The sequence below is a fragment of the Brevundimonas sp. G8 genome (assembly GCF_902506205.1).
GTDB lineage: Bacteria > Pseudomonadota > Alphaproteobacteria > Caulobacterales > Caulobacteraceae > Brevundimonas.
The window spans coordinates 2,526,557-2,543,939 of sequence record NZ_LR732816.1; the positions used below are offsets into that span (position 1 = coordinate 2,526,557).

Consider the following 17,383-nt stretch of genomic DNA (forward strand, 5'->3'; position numbering starts at 1 on the left):
TCCGTTCAACTGTCATTTCGCGAGTGCGTAATACTTGACCGCAGAGGTAGGACTTTCTAAGTCCCACGCAAGCGGGCCGCCTTCGCGAAGGCGCGGGTTCTAGCACAAGAGACCCGAAAAGCGCGCAATTTTTGAAGGTGCGATATGCGTCTGTCGACCAAGGGACGATACGCCGTGATGGCGATGGCCGATCTGGCGAAAAACGGACGCGGCGAGAGCGGTGAAATCCGGGCGGTTTCGCTGGCCGAGATCGCTGCGCGCCAGGAGATTTCGCTGAGTTATCTGGAGCAGTTGTTCGCCCGGTTGCGCAAGAGCGAGCTGGTCAAGAGTGTGCGTGGACCCGGTGGCGGATACCGTCTGGCCAAGGGGGCGCACGAGACGGTGGTGGCCGAGATCGTGCTGGCGGTGGACGAGCCGATTCGCGCGACGCGGTGCGTGGCGCACGGGTCGCCCAAGGGCTGCATGCTGGCCGGCGAACGCTGCATCACCCATAACCTGTGGGAAGACCTGGGCGACGAGATTCATCGCTATCTGGCTGGGGTTTCGCTGGAAGACGTGGTGATGAACCGCACGGGCCAGCGTCGTCGCAATGTCGAACAGCCGCAAGCTGTCGGGGTGGCGGCATGAGCGGTATCTATCTGGATTACAACGCGTCGGGCCTGGTGCGGCCGGAAGTGCTGGAGATCATGACGCGGGCTTTGGCCGACAACGGCAATCCGTCGGCGGTCCATGCGGCCGGGCGGCGGGCGCGGGCGCGGGTCGAGACGGCCCGGGCTCAGGTCGGGGATCTGGTCGGGGCCGATCCGACGGCGGTGGTGTTCAACAGTGGCGGGACGGAAGCCAATGCGCAGGGCATCGCCAGCGCCCTGGCCGCCGGGTGCGACCGACTGATCGTCTCGGCGACCGAACATCCGTGCGTGGCCGAGACGGCGGCGAATGCGGGTGCGCCGGTCGAGGTGCTGCCGGTCGATGCGAACGGCGTGGTCGATCTGGAGTGGCTGGCGGAGGCGCTGAGCCGTCCGGGGCGGGCCGTGGTCGCCATCCATCATGCGAACAACGAAAGCGGCGTGATCCAGCCCGTGGTCGAGGCGGCGAAGCTGGTGCGCGCGGCCGGCGGCTGGCTGCACGTCGATGCGATCCAGTCGGCGGGCAAGATCCCGGTCGATATGCGTGTGCTGGACGCGGACAGTCTGACCCTGTCGGCGCACAAGATGGGCGGGCCGCAGGGCGTCGGGGCCTTGATCTTCAAGGAAGGTGTGTCGGGCGTGCGCATCCTGCACGGCGCGGGGCAGGAGCGTGGTCTGCGCGCTGGGACCGAGAACGTGCCGGGCATCGCCGGATTTGGCGTTGCGGCCGACAGCGCCGCGCGGGATCTGGAGACGATGGCCTCGCACGTCGGCTGGCGTGACGCCGTCGAGGCCAGGGTGAAGGCCGCCGGGGCGACCATCATCGGCGGCGCTGTGGCGCGTTTGCCCAACACCCTGTTCATGGCGGTCGAGGGCTGGGACAGTCCGCAGCAGCTGATTACCCTCGATCTGGCCGGGGTCATGGTGTCGGCGGGCTCGGCCTGTTCGTCGGGCAAGGTCAAGCCGTCCAAGACCATCAGCGCGATGGGGCTGAATACGCTGGCGACCGGGGGCGTGCGCGTTTCCGGCGGCTGGGGCACGATCGAAGGCGATTGGGTGCGGTTCGCCGACGCCTGGGTCGCCGCCTACAACAAGCATAAGACACGCGCCGCCGAGCGCGTGAGAGAGGTCGCCTGATGGCCGCCGTCAAGGAAACCATCGACGCCGTCGCCGCGCTGGAGAAGTACGAGCACGGCTTCACCTCGGACATCGAGACGGAATACGCCCCGCGAGGCCTGAGCGCCGAGATCGTGCGCTTCATCTCCGAGAAGAAGGGCGAGCCGGAGTGGATGCTGGAATGGCGCCTCGCCGCCTATGAGCGCTGGTTGGCGATGGAAGAGCCGACCTGGGCGGCGGTGAAGTATGAGCCGGTCGACTACCAGTCGCTATTCTACTATGCGGCGCCCAAGCAGAAGGAGGGGCCCAAGTCGCTGGACGAGGTCGATCCCGAGATTCTGGAAATCTACAAGAAGCTGGGCATCCCGCTGAAGGAGCAGGAAGTGCTGGCGGGGGTGCAGGGCGCGCCGCGCGTGGCCGTGGACGCCGTGTTCGACAGCGTGTCGGTGGTCACCACCTTCAAGGAGGAACTGGCCAAGGTCGGCGTGATTTTCATGCCGATTTCCGAGGCCTTGCGCGAATATCCTGAACTGGTACGGCAATATCTGGGGTCGGTGGTGCCGGTCTCCGACAACTATTTCGCGGCCCTGAACAGCGCGGTCTTTTCGGACGGGTCGTTCGTCTACATCCCGCCGGGCGTACGGTGCCCAATGGAGCTGTCGACCTATTTCCGCATCAATGCGAGCCAGACGGGCCAGTTCGAGCGGACCCTGATCATCGCCGACAAGGGTAGCTACTGCTCCTATCTGGAGGGCTGCACCGCGCCGATGCGCGACGAGAACCAACTGCATGCCGCGGTGGTCGAGATCGTGGCTCTGGATGACGCCGAGGTGAAATACTCCACCGTCCAGAACTGGTATCCGGGCGACGCCGAGGGCAAGGGCGGCATCTACAACTTCGTCACCAAGCGCGCCGACTGCAGGGGTGATCGCTCGAAGGTGTCCTGGACCCAAGTGGAGACGGGTTCGGCCGTCACCTGGAAATATCCGTCCTGCATCCTGAAGGGCGAGGAAAGCTCGGGCGAGTTCTACTCCATCGCCATCACCAACGGACATCAGCAGGCCGACACCGGCACCAAGATGATCCACCTGGGCAAGAATTCGAAGTCGCGGATCATCGCCAAGGCGGTGTCGGCGGGCAAGTCGGACTCGACCTATCGCGGCCTGGTCTCGGTGCACCCAAAGGCGACCGGCGTGCGCAACTTCACCCAGTGCGACAGTCTGTTGATCGGCAAGGAGTGCGGCTCGCACACGATCCCCTACATCGAGGCCCGCAACGGCTCGGCCCAGCTGGAGCACGAGGCGACGACGACGCGCCTGTCGGACGATCAGATGTTCTACGCCCAGCAGCGCGGCCTGTCGCAGGAGGAGGCGGTGGCCCTGCTGGTCAACGGCTTCGTCCGCGACGTGATGCAGAAGCTGCCGATGGAGTTCGCCGTCGAGGCGCAGAAGCTGGTGGCGATCAGCCTCGAGGGGAGCGTGGGTTGAGCGAAATCATGGAAACGATTTCTGTCCCTCTGGAAGCCGATGCCGCCGATCGACTCAAGCGAGCCGCTGCGGAAATCGGCATGCCTTTGGCGGAGTTCATCGCTTCGGCTGCTGAGCAGTTCGTGACCGATATCGAGAACGCGAGCGCTGCACTTTCGGCTGATCAAAAGGCGTCCATTGAGCGCGGTCTGCAGGACGCCGCAGCGGGGCGGACATTCAGCCACGATGACGTTTTCACCGAGCTTAAAGCTCGCTTCAAGCGGTGAGGCAGGTCCGATGGTCGAAAGAAGCGCGCGACGCGCAGCGGGACTGGTTGGATCATCTGGAAGGGATCGATCCGCGTTTGACCGATCGCGCATTGGCGGAAAGCGAGGCGTTGTCATCACGCGCCGGTGCAGGCCCGTTTCGCTTTCGACCGTCGCGATGGCGCGGTCTGCGCGAAGCAAGCCTCGTCCGATGGCGCAAGATCATCGTGTTTCAAGTGCTCGGTGACGAAGTGATTATCATCTCATTCTACGACGCCCGCCAGGATTTGGCCGGCGTCCAACCTGTTCCCGAGTCCAACTGATGCTCTCCATTTCCAACCTCCACGTCTCCGTCGGCGAAAAGCCGATCCTCAAGGGGCTGACGCTCGACGTTCCCGCCGGCGAGGTGCACGCCATCATGGGGCCGAACGGGGCCGGGAAGTCGACGCTGGGTTATGCTCTGTCGGGGCGGCCGGGCTATGAAGCGACGGAAGGGTCGGTCGAATGGGCGGGCGAGGATCTGCTGGCGCTGGATCCGGCCGAACGGGCGGCCAAGGGCGTCTTCCTGTCGTTCCAGTATCCGATCGAGATCCCCGGCGTGCCGGCCCTGACCTTCGTGCGGACGGCGCTGAATGCACAGAAGCGTGCGCGGGGCGAGGAGGAGGTGGCGGCGCCGGCCTTCCTGAAGCTGGTGCGCGAAGCGTCCAAGGCGCTGAAGATGGACTTCGACATGCTGAAGCGGCCGCTGAACGTCGGCTTCTCCGGCGGTGAGAAAAAGCGGATGGAGATCCTGCAGATGGCGCTGCTGGAGCCGTCGCTGCTGATCCTGGACGAGACCGATTCCGGCCTCGACATCGACGCCCTGCGCATCGTGTCGGAAGGGGTGAACGCCCTGCGCCGTCCCGACCGGGCCATGCTGGTCATCACCCACTATCAGCGCCTGCTCGACTACATCAAACCGGACCGGGTCCATGTGCTGGCCGGCGGTCGGATCGTGGCCTCGGGCGGGCCGGAACTGGCGCATCAGTTGGAGGCGGAAGGGTACGACAAGTATCTTCTGGAACCGGCATGAGCGCGGCTTTCGCCATCGACCTGACCGACGCCGAAACCTTTCCGTCGCGGCGGACGGAGGCGTGGAAATACAGCGACCTGAAGCGCTGGCTTCGCGAGGCGCCGGAGCCGTCTGGAACGGCCGAGGTCGGGCCGCCGGGGCCGTTCTATGATCTGGGCGGGGAGGCGATCGTCTTCGCCAACGGGCGCGCCGTGGGGGTGACCGACTTCATCGCCTCGGGCGAGCAGACGCTGCGGCTGCGCTATATCTCCGACGCAGTCGGGACGGGCCATACGGCCGGGGCGCGGGTCTCGGCGCGGGCGGGCGCCAAGCTGCTGCTGCTGGAGACGCACGAGGGCGCGGGCTCGGCCTATGTCGCTCACAATACGCTGGAGCTGGACGTGGCGGCCGGGGCCGAGGTGACGCGCGTCGTGCTGGTCGAGGAGCCGGAGGACGCCATCTCCATCGCCGAGGCCCATGTGAAGGTCGAGGCGGGCGGCGTCTATCGCCAGACCATCATCACGACCGGCGCCAAGCTGCAGCGGATCGAGACCCGCATCACGCATTTCGCGCAAGGCGCGCACGTGCAGGCCGATGGCCTGTATCTGCTGAACGGATCGCGCCACACCGACCTGACCAGCGTGGTGCGCCACGTCGAGCATGACGGCGCGACCAGCCAGTTGATCAAGGGCGTGGCCCGCGACACGGCGCGTGGCGTCTTCCAGGGCAAGATCGTGGTCGAGCGCGGGGCCGACGGCACCGATGCGCGGATGGGCCATCACGCCCTGATCGCCAGCGAGCGGGCCGAGATCGACGCCAAGCCGGAACTGATCATCTATGCCGACGACGTGCAGTGCGCGCACGGCAATACGGTGGGGACGCTGGACGAGAGCGCCCTGTTCTACATGCAGCAGCGCGGTATTCCGGCCGACGAGGCCCGCGCCCTGCTGACCCAGGCCTTCCTGATCGAGGTCATCGACCGGATCGAGCACGAGGGCGCGAGAGAGGTGGCGCGGGAATGGCTGACGGCGCGGTTGTGAGCAAGTTCGATCCCTATGCCGTGCGGGCGCAGTTCCCGATCCTGTCGCGACAGGTGAACGGCAAGCCGCTGGTCTATCTGGACAATGCGGCCTCGGCCCAGAAGCCGCGTGCGGTGATCGACGCCCTGGTCGCGACGATGGAGGGCGGTTACGCCAACGTCCACCGCGGCCTGCACACCCTGTCGAACGAAGCGACCGAGGCCTTCGAGAAGGCGCGCGAGATCGTCGCCCGCTTCCTGAACGCCGAAAGCCCCGAGCAGGTCGTCTGGACCAAGGGCGGGACCGAGGCGATCAATCTGGTGGCCAACGGGCTGGGGCTGAGCATCGAGCCGGGCGACGAGATCATCGTCTCGGAGATGGAGCACCATTCCAACATCGTGCCCTGGCATCTGCTGCGCGAGCGGCGCGGGGCGGTGATCAAGTGGATCCCGGTGCTTGACGACGGGTCGCTGGACATGGCTGCCTATGCCGACCTGCTGGGGCCCAAGACGCGGATGGTCGCGGTCACCCATATGTCGAACGTGCTGGGGACCATCAATCCGGTCGCCGAGATCACGCGACTGGCGCATGCGGCCGGCGCTCAAGTGCTGATCGACGGGTGCCAGGGGGCGGTCCATGCGACGCCGGATGTGCAGGCCATCGGTTGCGACTTCTATGTCTTGACCGGCCACAAGCTGTTTGCGCCCACCGGCATCGGCACCCTGTACGGCAAGGCCGAGGCGCTGGAGGCGCTGCCGCCCTATCAGGGCGGGGGCGAGATGATCGAGACGGTCGAGCGGGACCGCGTGACCTACGCCAAGCCGCCGCACCGGTTCGAGGCGGGCACGCCGCCGATCCTCGAGGCCATCGGCCTGGGCGTGGCGCTGGAATGGCTGGCGCAATACGACCGCGCGGCGGTGCAGGCGCACGAGCACGCCCTGTATCAACGGGCCGTGGATCGGTTGGACGGCGAGGGCTGGTTGCGGATCCTGGGCCAGGCCGAGGGTAAGGGCGCGATCCTGACCTTCGCCGTCGAGGGTGCCCATGCTCATGACGTGGCCCAGATCATGGACCGATACGGCGTCGCCGTGCGGGCCGGGCTGCATTGCGCCGAGCCGCTGGCGAAAAGAATGGGGGTGACGTCGAGCACCCGCGCATCCTTCGCCCTATATAACACCGTGGAGGATGCCGACGCCTTCGTGGATGCGCTGATCAAGGCGCGGAACTTCTTCGTGTAAGCTGATGACAGATCAACCTATTCAAGACAGCGACGCCTTCAAGGACGCCTGGGACGAACCCCAGAAGAGCGCCCTGTCGCAAGCCGAGCTGGATACGCTGACCGATCAGCTGATCGAGGCGTTGAAGTCGGTCTATGACCCCGAAATCCCAGTCGACATCTATGAGCTGGGCCTGATCTATCGCGTGGACGTCAATGACGACCGCGACGTGGTCGTGGACATGACCCTGACGGCGCCGGGCTGTCCGGTCGCCGGCGAGATGCCGGGGTGGGTCGAGACGGCGGTGGAAAAGGTCGAGGGCGTGCGCAGCGCCAAGGCCAATCTGGTGTTCGACCCGCCGTGGGACAGTTCCAAAATGAGCGACGAGGCCAAGCTGGCCCTGAATATGTTCTGATGGATATGTTCTGATGACCGAACTTCAAACCACATCCCGTCCGCGCCGCCCGCGCCCCAAGGCCGTCACGCTGACCGACGCTGCCGCCGAGCGCGTGCGCGAGATTTTGGACAATGCCGAGAACGATCACATCGGTCTGAAGATCGGGATCAAGAATGGCGGCTGTGCGGGGCAGGAATACACCTTCGCCTATGCCGACGAGGTCGGACCGCTGGACGAGGTGGTCGAGGATAAGGGCGTCACCATCCTGATCGAGCCCAAGGCCGTGCTGTTCCTGATCGGCACCGAGATCGGCTACGAGACGACGCGTCTGGCGTCCAAGTTCGTGTTCAACAATCCGAACCAGACCGACGCCTGCGGTTGCGGCGAGAGCGTCACCATCGTGCCGGTCGCCGCCGTCTGAGATGGCTTACGACGCCGACTTTGGCGAATGGGCGCGCGAGCATTTCCATGCGCTCGGCCGGCTGGAGATCAAGCGGATGTTCGGCGGGGCGGGGGTCTATGCCGCCGGCGTCATGTTCGCCCTGCTGGATGACGGCGTGGTCTGGTTGAAAGGCGACGAAGCGTTGGGCGAGGCGTTCGTGGAGGCCGGTTCGCGTCAGTTCACCTATCCGACCAAGGACGGGCGGACGATGAGCATGGGCTATTGGACCCTGCCGGAGACGGCGCTGGACGACCCCGACGAGGCGGTCGCCTGGGCGCGGCGGTCGCTGGACGTGGCGGTGAAGAAGGCGTCTGGAAAGAAGCCCAAGTCCGCTACTTAGTCGGCGCTTCCACCAGCACGGCCGGCGTGACCGGCAGACCCGTCGCTTGGGCGACCAGTTCGGCGGTTCGCGTTTCAATGACAGCCTCCAGGCGAGCCAGGAACTCGTCCTTGGGCAGGCCGACGGGGATGGGGGCGAGGAACTCCAGCGTCGCCGTGCCGGGGTGTTTTTCGTATTTTTCCTCGGGCCAGAAGACGCCGAGGTTGGTGGCGAGCGGCACGACAGGCACGTCGAAGTCGCGGTACATGTGCCAGACGCCGGACCGATATTTGAACTTCTGGCCGACCGGCGCCAAATGGCCCTCGGGATAGATCAGGATCTTGCGGTTCTCGGCGCGGGCCTCGGCGGCCCGCATGGCCAGGGCCTTGCGGGCTTCATGGCCACCGCAACTGTTGACGACGATGGCGCCCAGCTTCTTCAGCACCCCGCTCAGCAGGGGGAACTTCTCCAGATGGTCGCCAGTGACGAAGGCGATGTCGTCGAACTGGTCATAGGTGGCGAAGCCGTCGCCCCAGCTCTGGTGCTTCGAGGCGATGATGAAGGCGCCCTCGGGCAACCGGTCCTTGCCGCGCACATCCAGCCGGATGCCGGCGAAGATCGCCATGGCCTGGACCATTCGCTTCACATAGCGGCGGATGACCCAGCTGGCAGGGCCACGGCCGGGCGCGAGCGCCGCAAAGGCGGCCGTCAGCCCGTAGCCGATCGACAGGATCCAGTAGGCGATATTGAAGGCGAAACTGCGCATGGGGCGACTATGGCAGAAAGCTTGGCCTTGTCAGGCCGCTTACGCCGCTTTTTCCAGCGTGGTCGCGGCGGTGACGCAGTTTCGACCGGCGCGCTTGGATTCGTAGAGAGCGGCGTCGGCGCGTTCCAGCAGGCTGGCGGCGGTTTCACCCTTCTGCCGCTGGGCGAAGCCGGCGGATATGGTCACCGAGCCCAGGTCATCGTTGGTCGAGCGACGGCGCAGGGCGCGCGAGGCCACGTCGGTGCGGATGCTTTCCAGCGCCGCCATGACCACGCCCGCGCCTTCGCCGGGGAAGATGATCGCGAACTCCTCGCCGCCGAACCGGGCGGCGAAGCGGGTCTTGCCGCAGATGTTGGACAGGACGGTGGAGACATAGCGCAGCACCTGATCACCAGTCTGGTGGCCCCAGGTGTCGTTGAACCGCTTGAAATGGTCGATGTCGAGGATGGCCAGGCTGAGCGGCGATCCGTCGTCCTCGGCGCAGGCGGCCTCCAGCCGTTCGTCGAAGGCCTTGCGGTTGGCCAGGTTGGTCAGGGCGTCCGTCATGGCGTCGCGGCGCACCTGTTCAAGGTTCTCGCGCAGGCGGATGACTTCTTTGTTGGATTTCTCCAGGCGTTTTTCCAGGATCGCGGTCTCGCGGCGCACGCGGTTGGTCGCGGTCGACAGGCCGCCGACCAGATCCTTCAGCGAGGACGGATCCTCGACAGTTTCCATGGAGTGGGAGGCGTCGGCGAGGGTGTGGCCATAGTCGGCTTGGGTCTTGTGGGCCATTGCGATGGCGCTGGCGACGCTGGCCAGTTCGCGGTCGAGCACGGCGCCGACATCGCGGATCTGATCCGGCAGACGCCCGCGCGGCAGGAATTCGGCGGCCAGCATTTCCGACGTCTTGTCGGTGATGACCGTGGACTGGGCGAGAAGGCGTCGGATTTCCTGGGCCAGGGCGCCATCAGGATCGCTGAGATAGTGCAGCCAGAGTTCGAAGTTCAGCGGCGTCGGCCAGACACCTGCCTTTTCCATTTCGGCGATGACGTTGCGCGCCAAGGCATAGGCTTGTGGACCCCGGAGCGACGTCTCGACCTGTTTGGACATTCTTCTTCCCCTTGGTTCCTGTTCTGGAACCGTATCGGGGCGGACACTAAGGAGTGTTCCGTAATGCAGAGTAAACGGCGCGGGATTTCACCGCGCCGTTATGTACGAATTCAGGCGCGGACGACGACTGGACGGCGCAGGAAGGCCGGGATGTCGTCGCCGAAGCCGCGCACGCCCTGACGCTGAGGCTCGTCCTTGGCGGCCTTGCGGTCGCCGCGACGGTCGGATTGCAGCAGGTGAGGCTCGCGGTCGGCACGATCCGGGCGCTCTGCACGGTCGGGGCGATCCGCACGGTCGGGGCGCGGGGCGCGGGGCGTCTCGACCGCTTCGACCGTCTCGACGGCTTCGGCCATGACCGGAGCGGGCGCGGCGACTTCGACGGCGGCTTCCGGACGGGCCTTGCGGCGGCTGCGGCTGCGGGGGGCTTCGGTTTCCTGAGCCTGAGGAGCTTGGGGTGCGGCGGCGACGGCGACGGTCTCGGTCGGCTCGGCGGCAGGTGCACTGCTGCGCGACCGGCTGCGGCTGCGCTCGCCCGAGCGTTCGCGTCCTCCGGAGCGTTTGTCGTCGCGGGCGGGGCCGTCCTTGATGGCGGCGAAGTCGATGCCGTCCAGAACCAGCTCCTGCGGGTCCATCTTGATCAGCTTCAGCACCTTATCCAGCGACTTGTCGTCGGCTGGGGTCACGATCATGAAGGCCTGGCCCAGCTTTCCGGCCCGGCCGGTGCGGCCGATGCGGTGAACGTAGTCGTCGGCGTGGTGCGAGACATCGTAGTTGAAGACGTGGCTGACGTCCGGGATGTCCAGGCCGCGCGCGGCGACGTCGGAGGCCACCAGGATCTTCAGCGCGCCTGAGCGGAAGTCCGCAAGGGTCTTGGTGCGTTGCGACTGGTCCAGGTCGCCGTGGATCGGCGCGGCGTCGAAGCCGTGCTGCTTCAGCGACTTGGCGACGATATCGACTTCGGACTTGCGATTACAGAAGACGATGCCGTTGCGCACATCCTCACGGCCGACCAGGGCACGCAGGGCGGTGCGCTTGGCCTTGGGGTCCGAGGTCGGGATGCGGACGACGTACTGGGTGATGGTGTCGGCGGTCATCGCCGGACGCGAGGCCTCGATCCGGGTCGGATCCTTGAGGAAGGCGGTCGTCAGGCGGGTGATCTCGGGCGGCATGGTGGCCGAGAAGAACAGGGTCTGGCGACGCGGCGGGGTCAGTTTGAAGATTTTCTCGATGTCGGGAATGAAGCCCATGTCGAGCATGCGGTCGGCCTCGTCCACGACCATGATCTCGACGCCGTTCAGCATCATCTTGCCGCGCTCGAACAGGTCCAGCAGGCGGCCCGGCGTGGCGATCAGGACATCGACGCCCTTGTTCAGGGCCGCGACCTGATCGCCCATGGAGACGCCGCCGATCAGCAGCACCCAGGTCAGTTTGGTGCCCTTGGCGTATTTGGCGAAGCTTTCGGCGACCTGGTCGGCCAGTTCGCGGGTCGGCGCCAGGACGATGGCGCGCGGCATGCGGGCGCGGGCGCGGCCGGTGGACAGGCGATCGACCAGCGGCAGGGTGAAAGCCGCCGTCTTGCCGGTGCCGGTCTGGGCGATGCCCAGCACGTCGCGGCCGGCGAGGGCGACCGGGATCGCCTGTTCCTGAATGGGGGTGGCGGTCGTGTAGCCTGTGTCGGCGACGGCCTGCAGGGTCGTGGGCGAAAGGCCCAGTTGGGAAAATTCGGTCATGAATCCTTGGGAGAGAAAGCGTCTGCGTGCATAGCAGCGACGGAACCGCCCCTCTTTGGGCGAGCGGGCGGCGCGGATCGCAGACCTGTCCCGAGGCTGGGGGGCATATAGAAGTCCCTGCGAAAAAGTCAACTATTCCCGGTTTTCGGTGATCCGACGCTCAGCGGAATAAATTCCCATGGCCAAGGTTCGAAGCGCTTGACTCCTGGGGCGTAGGAGGCGGCATATGTGTGAACAAAGGGAGAACAAATGTGCGGCTCGACCGCGACATAGAAGCCTTGCGCGAGCGCCTGAAAGCGATGGAGACGGACGGTTGTTCGACCGACGGCGCTCGCTTCGACCTGGGGCACGCGCAAGCGGATCGGCATCTGGGTGGGCTGGCGACCCATGCCTTGCATGAAATCTATGCCGCGACGACGCCGGATGCGACGGCGGCCCTGGGGTTCGCCCTGGGGCTGGTTCAGCGAGCGGCGGGCGATCGGCCTGTGGTGTGGGGCGTCCAGGCCATGGCGGGTCTGGAGGCCGGCCAGATTCATGGACCGGGCCTGCGCGAGATGGGGCTGGATCCCGGCCAGGTGGTGCTGGTGCGGGTCAAGGAGACGAAGGATCTTCTGGCGGCGGGCGAGGAGGCCTTGGCGTGCGGCGCGGTGGGGGCGGTGCTGCTGACGGCCTGGGGCGAGAGCAAGATGTTGAGCCTGACGGCGACGCGGCGGTTATCGATGGCGGCGGGGCAGGGGCGGGCGACGGCGATCCTGATCCGGCTGGCGGCCCAGCCTCAGCCCAGCGCGGCCGAGACGCGGTGGCGGGTCAAGACGACGCTGTCGCAGGCGCTGGAGGCCGAGGCGCCGGGTCATCCGACCTATGGGGTCGAACTGTTGCGGCATCGACTGGGCGCGCAGCCGATGGCCTGGACCCTGGAGTGGGATCGTGAGCGCGGAGTCTTCCAGCAAGGCGGGCAGAATGCCGAACATCAACAGTTGCAACGACCGGCGCTACCTGGCGGTCTGGTTTCCCCTGCTGCCGACGGATCGGTTGCGGCGCGAGGAGGGGCGCTCCGACGCTTCGGCTGAGCCTGCCACCGTTCTGGTCGAGAAGGTGAAGGGGGCGCTGCGTCTGGCGGCCGCAAATGGGCAGGCGCTGGCGCTTGGCCTGTCGCCCGGCATGACCCTGGCTGATGCGCGGGCCCGGGCGCCGGACATCCGGGTGGTCGCCCACCGGCCCGAGGCGGATGCGGCCCTGTTGAAGCGGGTGCTGCTGGATTTCGGTCGGTTCACGCCGATGGCGGCGACCGACGGGCCGGACGGTTTGGCGCTGGACATGACCGGCTGCGCGCATCTGTTCGGGGGCGAGGCGGGAATGGCGGAGGCGGTCGCGGCGCGGGCGCGGGGCGTCGGGCTGGCGGTGCGTCTAGCCATGGCCGGCACGCCTGAGGCGGCGCGCGCCCTGGCGCGGTTTGGGCGCGGTGGACTTTACGAGGGTGAGGGGCAGAGCCAGGCGCTGCGCCGCCTGCCGGTCGCGGCGCTGGAGCTGTCGGACAAGGAGACGCAGGCCTTGTCGCGCGCCGGGCTGAAGACCCTGGCGCATCTGGCCGACCGCCCGACGGCTCCCATCGCCGCCCGTTTCGGCGCGGCGGCGGCGACGCGGCTGAACCGGGTGCTGGGGCGAGAGGATGCGAGGATCCGGCCCGAACGGCCGATCCCGCTGATTTCGGTTGATCGTATACTGGTCGAGCCGATCACCGAAACGGTAGACGTCGAGGCGGTGATCGTCGACCTGCTGGTCGAGGCCATGGACCGGCTGGACCTGCGCGGTCAGGGCGGGCGCGCCTTTCAGGCCGGCTTCTTCCGCTTGGACGGAGAGGTGCGCCATATCACCGTCCGCACCGGGCGGCCCAGTCGCGACGCCGTGGGAGTGGCGCGCCTGTTTCGCGAACGGCTGGCGGCGCTGGCGCGACCGCTGGATCCCGGGTTCGGCTTCGATCAGGTGCGGCTGTCCGTGCCGGTGGCGGATCGGCTGGCCTCGCGCCAGCGCGGCTTCGACCGCACCCCGCCGGGCGCCGAGGACCTGGGCCGGCTGGTGGATCGCCTGACCGCGCGACTGGGGCCAGAGGCGGTCAGCCGGTTCGAGCCAGTAGCGTCGCACTGGCCTGAGCGCGCCGTCCGCCTGACGCCCGCCGCCCTTGCGTCCGGTGAAGACGGTGAATGGCTCGACCCCGATCCTGCCGACCCGCCGTTGCGGCCGCTCCAGATGTTCGATCCGCCCCAACCAGTCCTGGCCACGGCGGAGGTGCCGGATCATCCGCCTAATCGTTTCATCTGGCGGCGGGTGGATCACCGTCTGGTCCGCGTCGAAGGGCCCGAACGCATCGCGCCCGAATGGTGGCTCACCCTGAAACGTCCGCTGGAGCCTACGCGAGACTACTATCGCGTCGAGGATCAGGAGGGGCGTCGCTTCTGGCTGTTCCGCTCCGGCTTTTACGGCGAGGATCCAGCGCCGCGCTGGTTCGTGCACGGGGTCTTCGCGTGACCGCCTATGCCGAGCTGGCGACGCGCAGTAACTTTTCCTTCCTGGAGGGGGCGTCGCATCCGAAGCATCTGGTGCTGAGCGCCATCCTGCGCGGGCATACCGGCATGGGGCTGGCCGACCGCAACACCCTGGCTGGGGTGGTGCGGGCGTGGAGCGCGTTGAAGACCCTGCGCGAGGAAGGCTGGTCGCCGCCGGATCGGGTACGCCAAGGCGGCAGTCCTGGCGAGACGGTGCTGGTGGAGGATTCGTTTCCTGTCGACATCGACCCGGAGGTGATCAAGGCGCGGGCCAAGGCCTTCAAGCTGATCCTGGGCGCGCGGCTGCGGTTCAACGACGGGACGCCGGACATCCTGGCCTATCCCGAGGATCGCCAGGGTTGGGGCCGCCTGTGCCGCCTGCTGACCCTGGGTAACAGCAGGGCTAAGAAGGGCCAGTGCGAGATCGGCCTGCGCGACCTGACGCGCGCCCCCGAAGGCCTGCTGCTGATCGTCATGCCGCCCCGTCGGCTGGAGGGGTTGGAGGTCGTGCTGCGTCAGGTGAACGACGCCGCACCCGGCGCCGTCTCGCTGGGCGCCGCCATGGGCCGGATGGGGGACGACCGCCGTCGTCTGGCGCGGCTGAAGACGCTGAGCGCCACGACGGGCGCGCCGTTGCTGGCGGTCAACGACGTTCTCTATCACGATGCCGAACAGCGCGACCTGCAGGATGTCGTGACCTGTATTCGCGAGGGGGTGACGCTGGAGGGGGCGGGCCTTCGCCTGGACCAGAACGCAGAACGTTATCTGAAGCCGCCCGCCGAAATGAGCCGCCTGTTCGTGGATGCGCCGCAGGCCGTGGCGGAGACGCAGGACGTGCTGGCGCGGGTGGCGTTCGATCTGGGGGATCTGAGCTACAACTACCCCGAAGAGCCGGTGCCGCCGGGGATGACGGCGCAGGATCGTCTGGTCGAGCTGGTGGCGACCTACGAGGCGCGGAAATATCCGCAAGGCGTGCCGACGAAGGTGCGGGATATCCTCGACAAGGAATTGACCTTCATCGCCGCCAGCAAGCTGGCCCACTATTTCCTGACCATCCACGATATCGTCCGCTATGCGAACAAGAAGCGCATCCTCTGCCAAGGTCGCGGCTCAGCGGCGAACTCGGCCGTCTGTTATGTTTTGGGGATCACCTCGGTCGATCCCGGTGTGCACGATGTGCTGTTCGAACGATTCCTGTCGACGGATCGGAACGAGCCGCCAGACATAGACGTCGATTTCGAGCACGAGCGGCGCGAGGAGGTCATTCAGCACATCTATGAAAGATACGGTCGCCACCGGGCCGGCATCGCCGCGACCGTAATCCGCTACCGCCCACGCAGCGCCATCCGAGAGGTCGGAAAGGTCATGGGGCTGACCGAGGATGTGACGGCGCGACTGGCCGGAAGCCAATGGGGCAGTTTCGGATCGGACATTCCCGACCGTCATCTGGAGCAGGCCGGGCTTGAGGTCGGCAATCTGACAGTGACACGTGCCGTCGCCATGACCCGGCGGCTGCTGGAGTTTCCGCGACATCTGTCCCAGCACGTCGGCGGCTTTGTCCTGACCCAGGATCGGTTGGACGAACTGGTCCCTATCGGCAATGCGGCCATGCCGAACCGAACCTTCATCGAATGGGACAAAGACGACATCGACGCGCTGCGGCTGATGAAGGTCGATGTGCTGGCGCTCGGGATGCTGACCTGCATCCGAAAGGCGTTCGATCTGATCCACGATCAGGACGCTCAACGCTTGGAACTGGACTGCTTCGAAGAGGAAGATCCGGAGGTTTACCAAATGCTCCAAGAGGGTCGCTCTATCGGCGTCTTTCAGGTGGAGAGCCGAGCGCAGATCAACATGCTGCCGAGGCTGAGACCTGCCGAATTCTACGATCTTGCAATCCAGGTCGCGATCGTCCGGCCTGGGCCGATTCAAGGCAACATGGTCCATCCCTACCTTCGGAGACGCCAGGGCCTGGAGGAGCCCGACTACGCCGGACCCAAGCCCCCGCACGATCCCAACGAGTTGAAGGCTGTGCTTTGGAAGACTCTCGGTGTCCCCCTGTTTCAGGAACACGCGATGAAGGTGGCCATGGTCGCGGCCGAGTTCACATCCGGTGAGGCCAACGGCCTGCGCAAGGCGATGGGGACGTTCCGAGGCGACGGGACGCTTTGGAAATATGAGGAACGGATGGTCGGCCGCATGATCGAGCGCGGCTACGATCCAACATTCGCGCGCAACTGTTTCGAACAGATCAAGGGCTTCGGCTCCTACGGTTTTCCGGAAAGCCATGCCGTGTCGTTCGCCAAGCTGGTCTACATCTCGTCGTGGATCAAATGCCATCATCCGGCGGTGTTCGCCTGTGCGCTGCTGAACAGTCAGCCGATGGGGTTCTATGCGCCGGCGCAGCTGGTGCGGGATGCTCAGGAGAGTCCGCAGAAGGTCGAGGTGCGGGCGATCGATGTGAACCACAGCGTCTGGGACAACACGCTGGAACCTGGCGAGCGCGGGCTGGCGCTGCGGCTGGGCCTGCGTCAGATCGACGGGTTCAGGGAGGATTGGGCGAGGACACTGGCCGGGGCGCGTGACGCGCCCTTCACCGACGTCGAGGAGATGGCGCGACGGACCGGGCTGGAGGCGGCGGCGATGCGGAAACTGGCGGATGCGGATGCGTTTCGGTCGATCGGGCTGGACCGGCGCGAGGGGTTGTGGGCGGTCAGGCGGTTGCCGGACGATGAGCCGTTACCGCTGTTTCAAGCCGCGCGGGCGCGGGAGCTGGGCGCCGAGGCGGCGGCGAACCTGCCGCTGATGCCGCTGAAGGAACATGTCGCCACCGACTATCAGACGACGCGCCTGTCGCTGAAGGGGCATCCGATGGGGATGTTGCGGTCGGTGTTCCGGGCGGAGGGGGTGCTGAGCGCGGCAGAGGTCATGGCCCAAAAGCACGGGCGGCTGGTGCGCACGGCCGGGGTGGTGCTGGTGCGGCAAAGGCCGGGCACGGGCAACGCCATCTTCGTGACGATGGAGGACGAGACGGGGGTGGTGAACGCCCTGTTATGGGCGCGACTGTTCGAGACCTTTAGGCGCGAGGTGATGGCGGCGCGGCTGATGGAGGTGGAGGGCACGGTCGAGAAAAGTGTCGAGGGCGTGCTGCACATCATGGTGCGCAAGGTGGTGGACCGTTCGGCCGAACTGAGCCGGCTGTCTGAGGACTATGATCTGGAGGTCGAGCTGTCGCGAGCGGATGCGGTGAAATATCCGCAAGGTCCACGCAGCCCGACCGGCCGGCATCCGCGCGACGTCCGCATTCTGCCGGGGTCGCGCGACTTTCACTGAGGC

Annotated in this window: 17 protein-coding genes; 14 read left to right on the forward strand and 3 right to left on the reverse strand. The window is 66.4% G+C overall.

Annotation, left to right across the window (positions count from 1 at the left end; translation table 11 throughout):
* Nucleotides 1–144: 144 nt before the first annotated feature.
* The 11 genes from CHRYSEO8AT_RS12175 to CHRYSEO8AT_RS12225 are packed head-to-tail and all read left to right on the forward strand — an operon-like array spanning nucleotide 145 to nucleotide 7,940.
* On the forward strand, nucleotides 145–627 hold the full coding sequence (locus tag CHRYSEO8AT_RS12175; RefSeq protein WP_159850368.1) for an Rrf2 family transcriptional regulator: 483 nt from the start codon (nucleotides 145–147) through the stop codon (nucleotides 625–627).
* Complete coding sequence (locus CHRYSEO8AT_RS12180) at nucleotides 624–1,763, forward strand: cysteine desulfurase family protein (protein WP_159850370.1); 1,140 nt, start codon at nucleotides 624–626, stop codon at nucleotides 1,761–1,763. Before CHRYSEO8AT_RS12175 ends, CHRYSEO8AT_RS12180 begins: the two co-directional genes overlap by 4 nt.
* A complete protein-coding gene (sufB, locus tag CHRYSEO8AT_RS12185; RefSeq protein ID WP_159850372.1) occupies nucleotides 1,763–3,229 on the forward strand; it encodes a Fe-S cluster assembly protein SufB in 1,467 nt (488 codons plus the stop codon). Before CHRYSEO8AT_RS12180 ends, sufB begins: the two co-directional genes overlap by 1 nt.
* Nucleotides 3,226–3,495 (forward strand): hypothetical protein, encoded by a 270-nt coding sequence (locus tag CHRYSEO8AT_RS12190; RefSeq protein WP_159850374.1) that lies wholly within the window; start codon nucleotides 3,226–3,228, stop codon nucleotides 3,493–3,495. Before sufB ends, CHRYSEO8AT_RS12190 begins: the two co-directional genes overlap by 4 nt.
* A 47-nt stretch (nucleotides 3,496–3,542) precedes the next feature.
* Entirely contained in the window at nucleotides 3,543–3,797 is a 255-nt protein-coding gene (locus CHRYSEO8AT_RS12195) for a hypothetical protein (RefSeq protein WP_159850376.1), read from the forward strand.
* On the forward strand, nucleotides 3,797–4,546 hold the full coding sequence (gene sufC / locus CHRYSEO8AT_RS12200; protein ID WP_159850378.1) for a Fe-S cluster assembly ATPase SufC: 750 nt from the start codon (nucleotides 3,797–3,799) through the stop codon (nucleotides 4,544–4,546). Before CHRYSEO8AT_RS12195 ends, sufC begins: the two co-directional genes overlap by 1 nt.
* Nucleotides 4,543–5,565 (forward strand): Fe-S cluster assembly protein SufD, encoded by a 1,023-nt coding sequence (gene sufD / locus CHRYSEO8AT_RS12205; protein ID WP_159850380.1) that lies wholly within the window; start codon nucleotides 4,543–4,545, stop codon nucleotides 5,563–5,565. Before sufC ends, sufD begins: the two co-directional genes overlap by 4 nt.
* Nucleotides 5,544–6,782 carry an aminotransferase class V-fold PLP-dependent enzyme gene (locus CHRYSEO8AT_RS12210; protein ID WP_159850382.1) on the forward strand — a complete coding sequence of 413 codons (1,239 nt, stop codon included), beginning with the start codon at nucleotides 5,544–5,546 and terminating at the stop codon, nucleotides 6,780–6,782. Before sufD ends, CHRYSEO8AT_RS12210 begins: the two co-directional genes overlap by 22 nt.
* 4 nt (nucleotides 6,783–6,786) lie before the next feature.
* Nucleotides 6,787–7,176: an SUF system Fe-S cluster assembly protein gene (locus CHRYSEO8AT_RS12215; RefSeq protein ID WP_159850384.1), complete on the forward strand. Its 390-nt coding sequence runs from the start codon at nucleotides 6,787–6,789 to the stop codon at nucleotides 7,174–7,176.
* A 13-nt stretch (nucleotides 7,177–7,189) separates the two neighbouring features.
* Nucleotides 7,190–7,579: an iron-sulfur cluster assembly accessory protein gene (locus tag CHRYSEO8AT_RS12220; RefSeq protein WP_159850386.1), complete on the forward strand. Its 390-nt coding sequence runs from the start codon at nucleotides 7,190–7,192 to the stop codon at nucleotides 7,577–7,579.
* Between the two features lies 1 nt (nucleotide 7,580).
* Nucleotides 7,581–7,940 (forward strand): TfoX/Sxy family protein, encoded by a 360-nt coding sequence (locus CHRYSEO8AT_RS12225; protein WP_159850388.1) that lies wholly within the window; start codon nucleotides 7,581–7,583, stop codon nucleotides 7,938–7,940.
* Here the strand turns inward: CHRYSEO8AT_RS12225 and CHRYSEO8AT_RS12230 are convergent.
* From CHRYSEO8AT_RS12230 to CHRYSEO8AT_RS12240, 3 genes are all read right to left on the reverse strand, one after another.
* Nucleotides 7,933–8,685 carry a 1-acyl-sn-glycerol-3-phosphate acyltransferase gene (locus tag CHRYSEO8AT_RS12230; RefSeq protein WP_159850390.1) on the reverse strand — a complete coding sequence of 251 codons (753 nt, stop codon included), beginning with the start codon at nucleotides 8,683–8,685 and terminating at the stop codon, nucleotides 7,933–7,935. The two genes, CHRYSEO8AT_RS12225 and CHRYSEO8AT_RS12230, sit on opposite strands and share 8 nt — an antisense overlap.
* A 39-nt stretch (nucleotides 8,686–8,724) precedes the next feature.
* On the reverse strand, nucleotides 8,725–9,774 hold the full coding sequence (locus CHRYSEO8AT_RS12235; RefSeq protein ID WP_159850392.1) for a GGDEF domain-containing protein: 1,050 nt from the start codon (nucleotides 9,772–9,774) through the stop codon (nucleotides 8,725–8,727).
* 110 nt (nucleotides 9,775–9,884) lie between these two features.
* The gene (locus tag CHRYSEO8AT_RS12240) at nucleotides 9,885–11,504 is read right to left on the reverse strand and encodes a DEAD/DEAH box helicase (protein WP_159850394.1); all 1,620 of its coding nucleotides are present in this window, start codon (nucleotides 11,502–11,504) and stop codon (nucleotides 9,885–9,887) included.
* Nucleotides 11,505–11,755: 251 nt separating this feature from the next.
* On the opposite strand from CHRYSEO8AT_RS12240, the gene CHRYSEO8AT_RS12245 reads away from it, so the two are divergent.
* Genes CHRYSEO8AT_RS12245 through CHRYSEO8AT_RS12255 form a run of 3 tightly spaced genes read left to right on the forward strand, consistent with a single transcriptional unit; the run spans nucleotide 11,756 to nucleotide 17,380 of the window.
* Nucleotides 11,756–12,574 (forward strand): ImuA family protein, encoded by an 819-nt coding sequence (locus CHRYSEO8AT_RS12245; protein WP_159850396.1) that lies wholly within the window; start codon nucleotides 11,756–11,758, stop codon nucleotides 12,572–12,574.
* The gene (locus tag CHRYSEO8AT_RS16250; RefSeq protein WP_304488852.1) at nucleotides 12,465–14,030 is read left to right on the forward strand and encodes a DNA polymerase Y family protein; all 1,566 of its coding nucleotides are present in this window, start codon (nucleotides 12,465–12,467) and stop codon (nucleotides 14,028–14,030) included. Before CHRYSEO8AT_RS12245 ends, CHRYSEO8AT_RS16250 begins: the two co-directional genes overlap by 110 nt.
* Complete coding sequence (locus CHRYSEO8AT_RS12255) at nucleotides 14,027–17,380, forward strand: error-prone DNA polymerase (RefSeq protein WP_159850398.1); 3,354 nt, start codon at nucleotides 14,027–14,029, stop codon at nucleotides 17,378–17,380. The genes CHRYSEO8AT_RS16250 and CHRYSEO8AT_RS12255 overlap by 4 nt, the downstream gene beginning before the upstream one ends.
* Nucleotides 17,381–17,383 lie beyond the last annotated feature (3 nt).

Excerpts from the sequence above, each read along its gene's own strand:
- CHRYSEO8AT_RS12175 (WP_159850368.1), top strand. The coding sequence starts at position 145 with ATGCGTCTGTCGACCAAGGGACGATACGCCGTGATGGCGATGGCCGAT.
- CHRYSEO8AT_RS12180 (WP_159850370.1), top strand. The coding sequence starts at position 624 with ATGAGCGGTATCTATCTGGATTACAACGCGTCGGGCCTGGTGCGGCCG.
- sufB (WP_159850372.1), top strand. The coding sequence starts at position 1,763 with ATGGCCGCCGTCAAGGAAACCATCGACGCCGTCGCCGCGCTGGAGAAG.
- sufC (WP_159850378.1), top strand. The coding sequence starts at position 3,797 with ATGCTCTCCATTTCCAACCTCCACGTCTCCGTCGGCGAAAAGCCGATC.
- sufD (WP_159850380.1), top strand. The coding sequence starts at position 4,543 with ATGAGCGCGGCTTTCGCCATCGACCTGACCGACGCCGAAACCTTTCCG.
- CHRYSEO8AT_RS12210 (WP_159850382.1), top strand. The coding sequence starts at position 5,544 with ATGGCTGACGGCGCGGTTGTGAGCAAGTTCGATCCCTATGCCGTGCGG.
- CHRYSEO8AT_RS12215 (WP_159850384.1), top strand. The coding sequence starts at position 6,787 with ATGACAGATCAACCTATTCAAGACAGCGACGCCTTCAAGGACGCCTGG.
- CHRYSEO8AT_RS12220 (WP_159850386.1), top strand. The coding sequence starts at position 7,190 with ATGACCGAACTTCAAACCACATCCCGTCCGCGCCGCCCGCGCCCCAAG.
- CHRYSEO8AT_RS12225 (WP_159850388.1), top strand. The coding sequence starts at position 7,581 with ATGGCTTACGACGCCGACTTTGGCGAATGGGCGCGCGAGCATTTCCAT.
- CHRYSEO8AT_RS12230 (WP_159850390.1), bottom strand. The coding sequence starts at position 8,685 with ATGCGCAGTTTCGCCTTCAATATCGCCTACTGGATCCTGTCGATCGGC.
- CHRYSEO8AT_RS12235 (WP_159850392.1), bottom strand. The coding sequence starts at position 9,774 with ATGTCCAAACAGGTCGAGACGTCGCTCCGGGGTCCACAAGCCTATGCC.
- CHRYSEO8AT_RS12240 (WP_159850394.1), bottom strand. The coding sequence starts at position 11,504 with ATGACCGAATTTTCCCAACTGGGCCTTTCGCCCACGACCCTGCAGGCC.
- CHRYSEO8AT_RS16250 (WP_304488852.1), top strand. The coding sequence starts at position 12,465 with ATGCCGAACATCAACAGTTGCAACGACCGGCGCTACCTGGCGGTCTGG.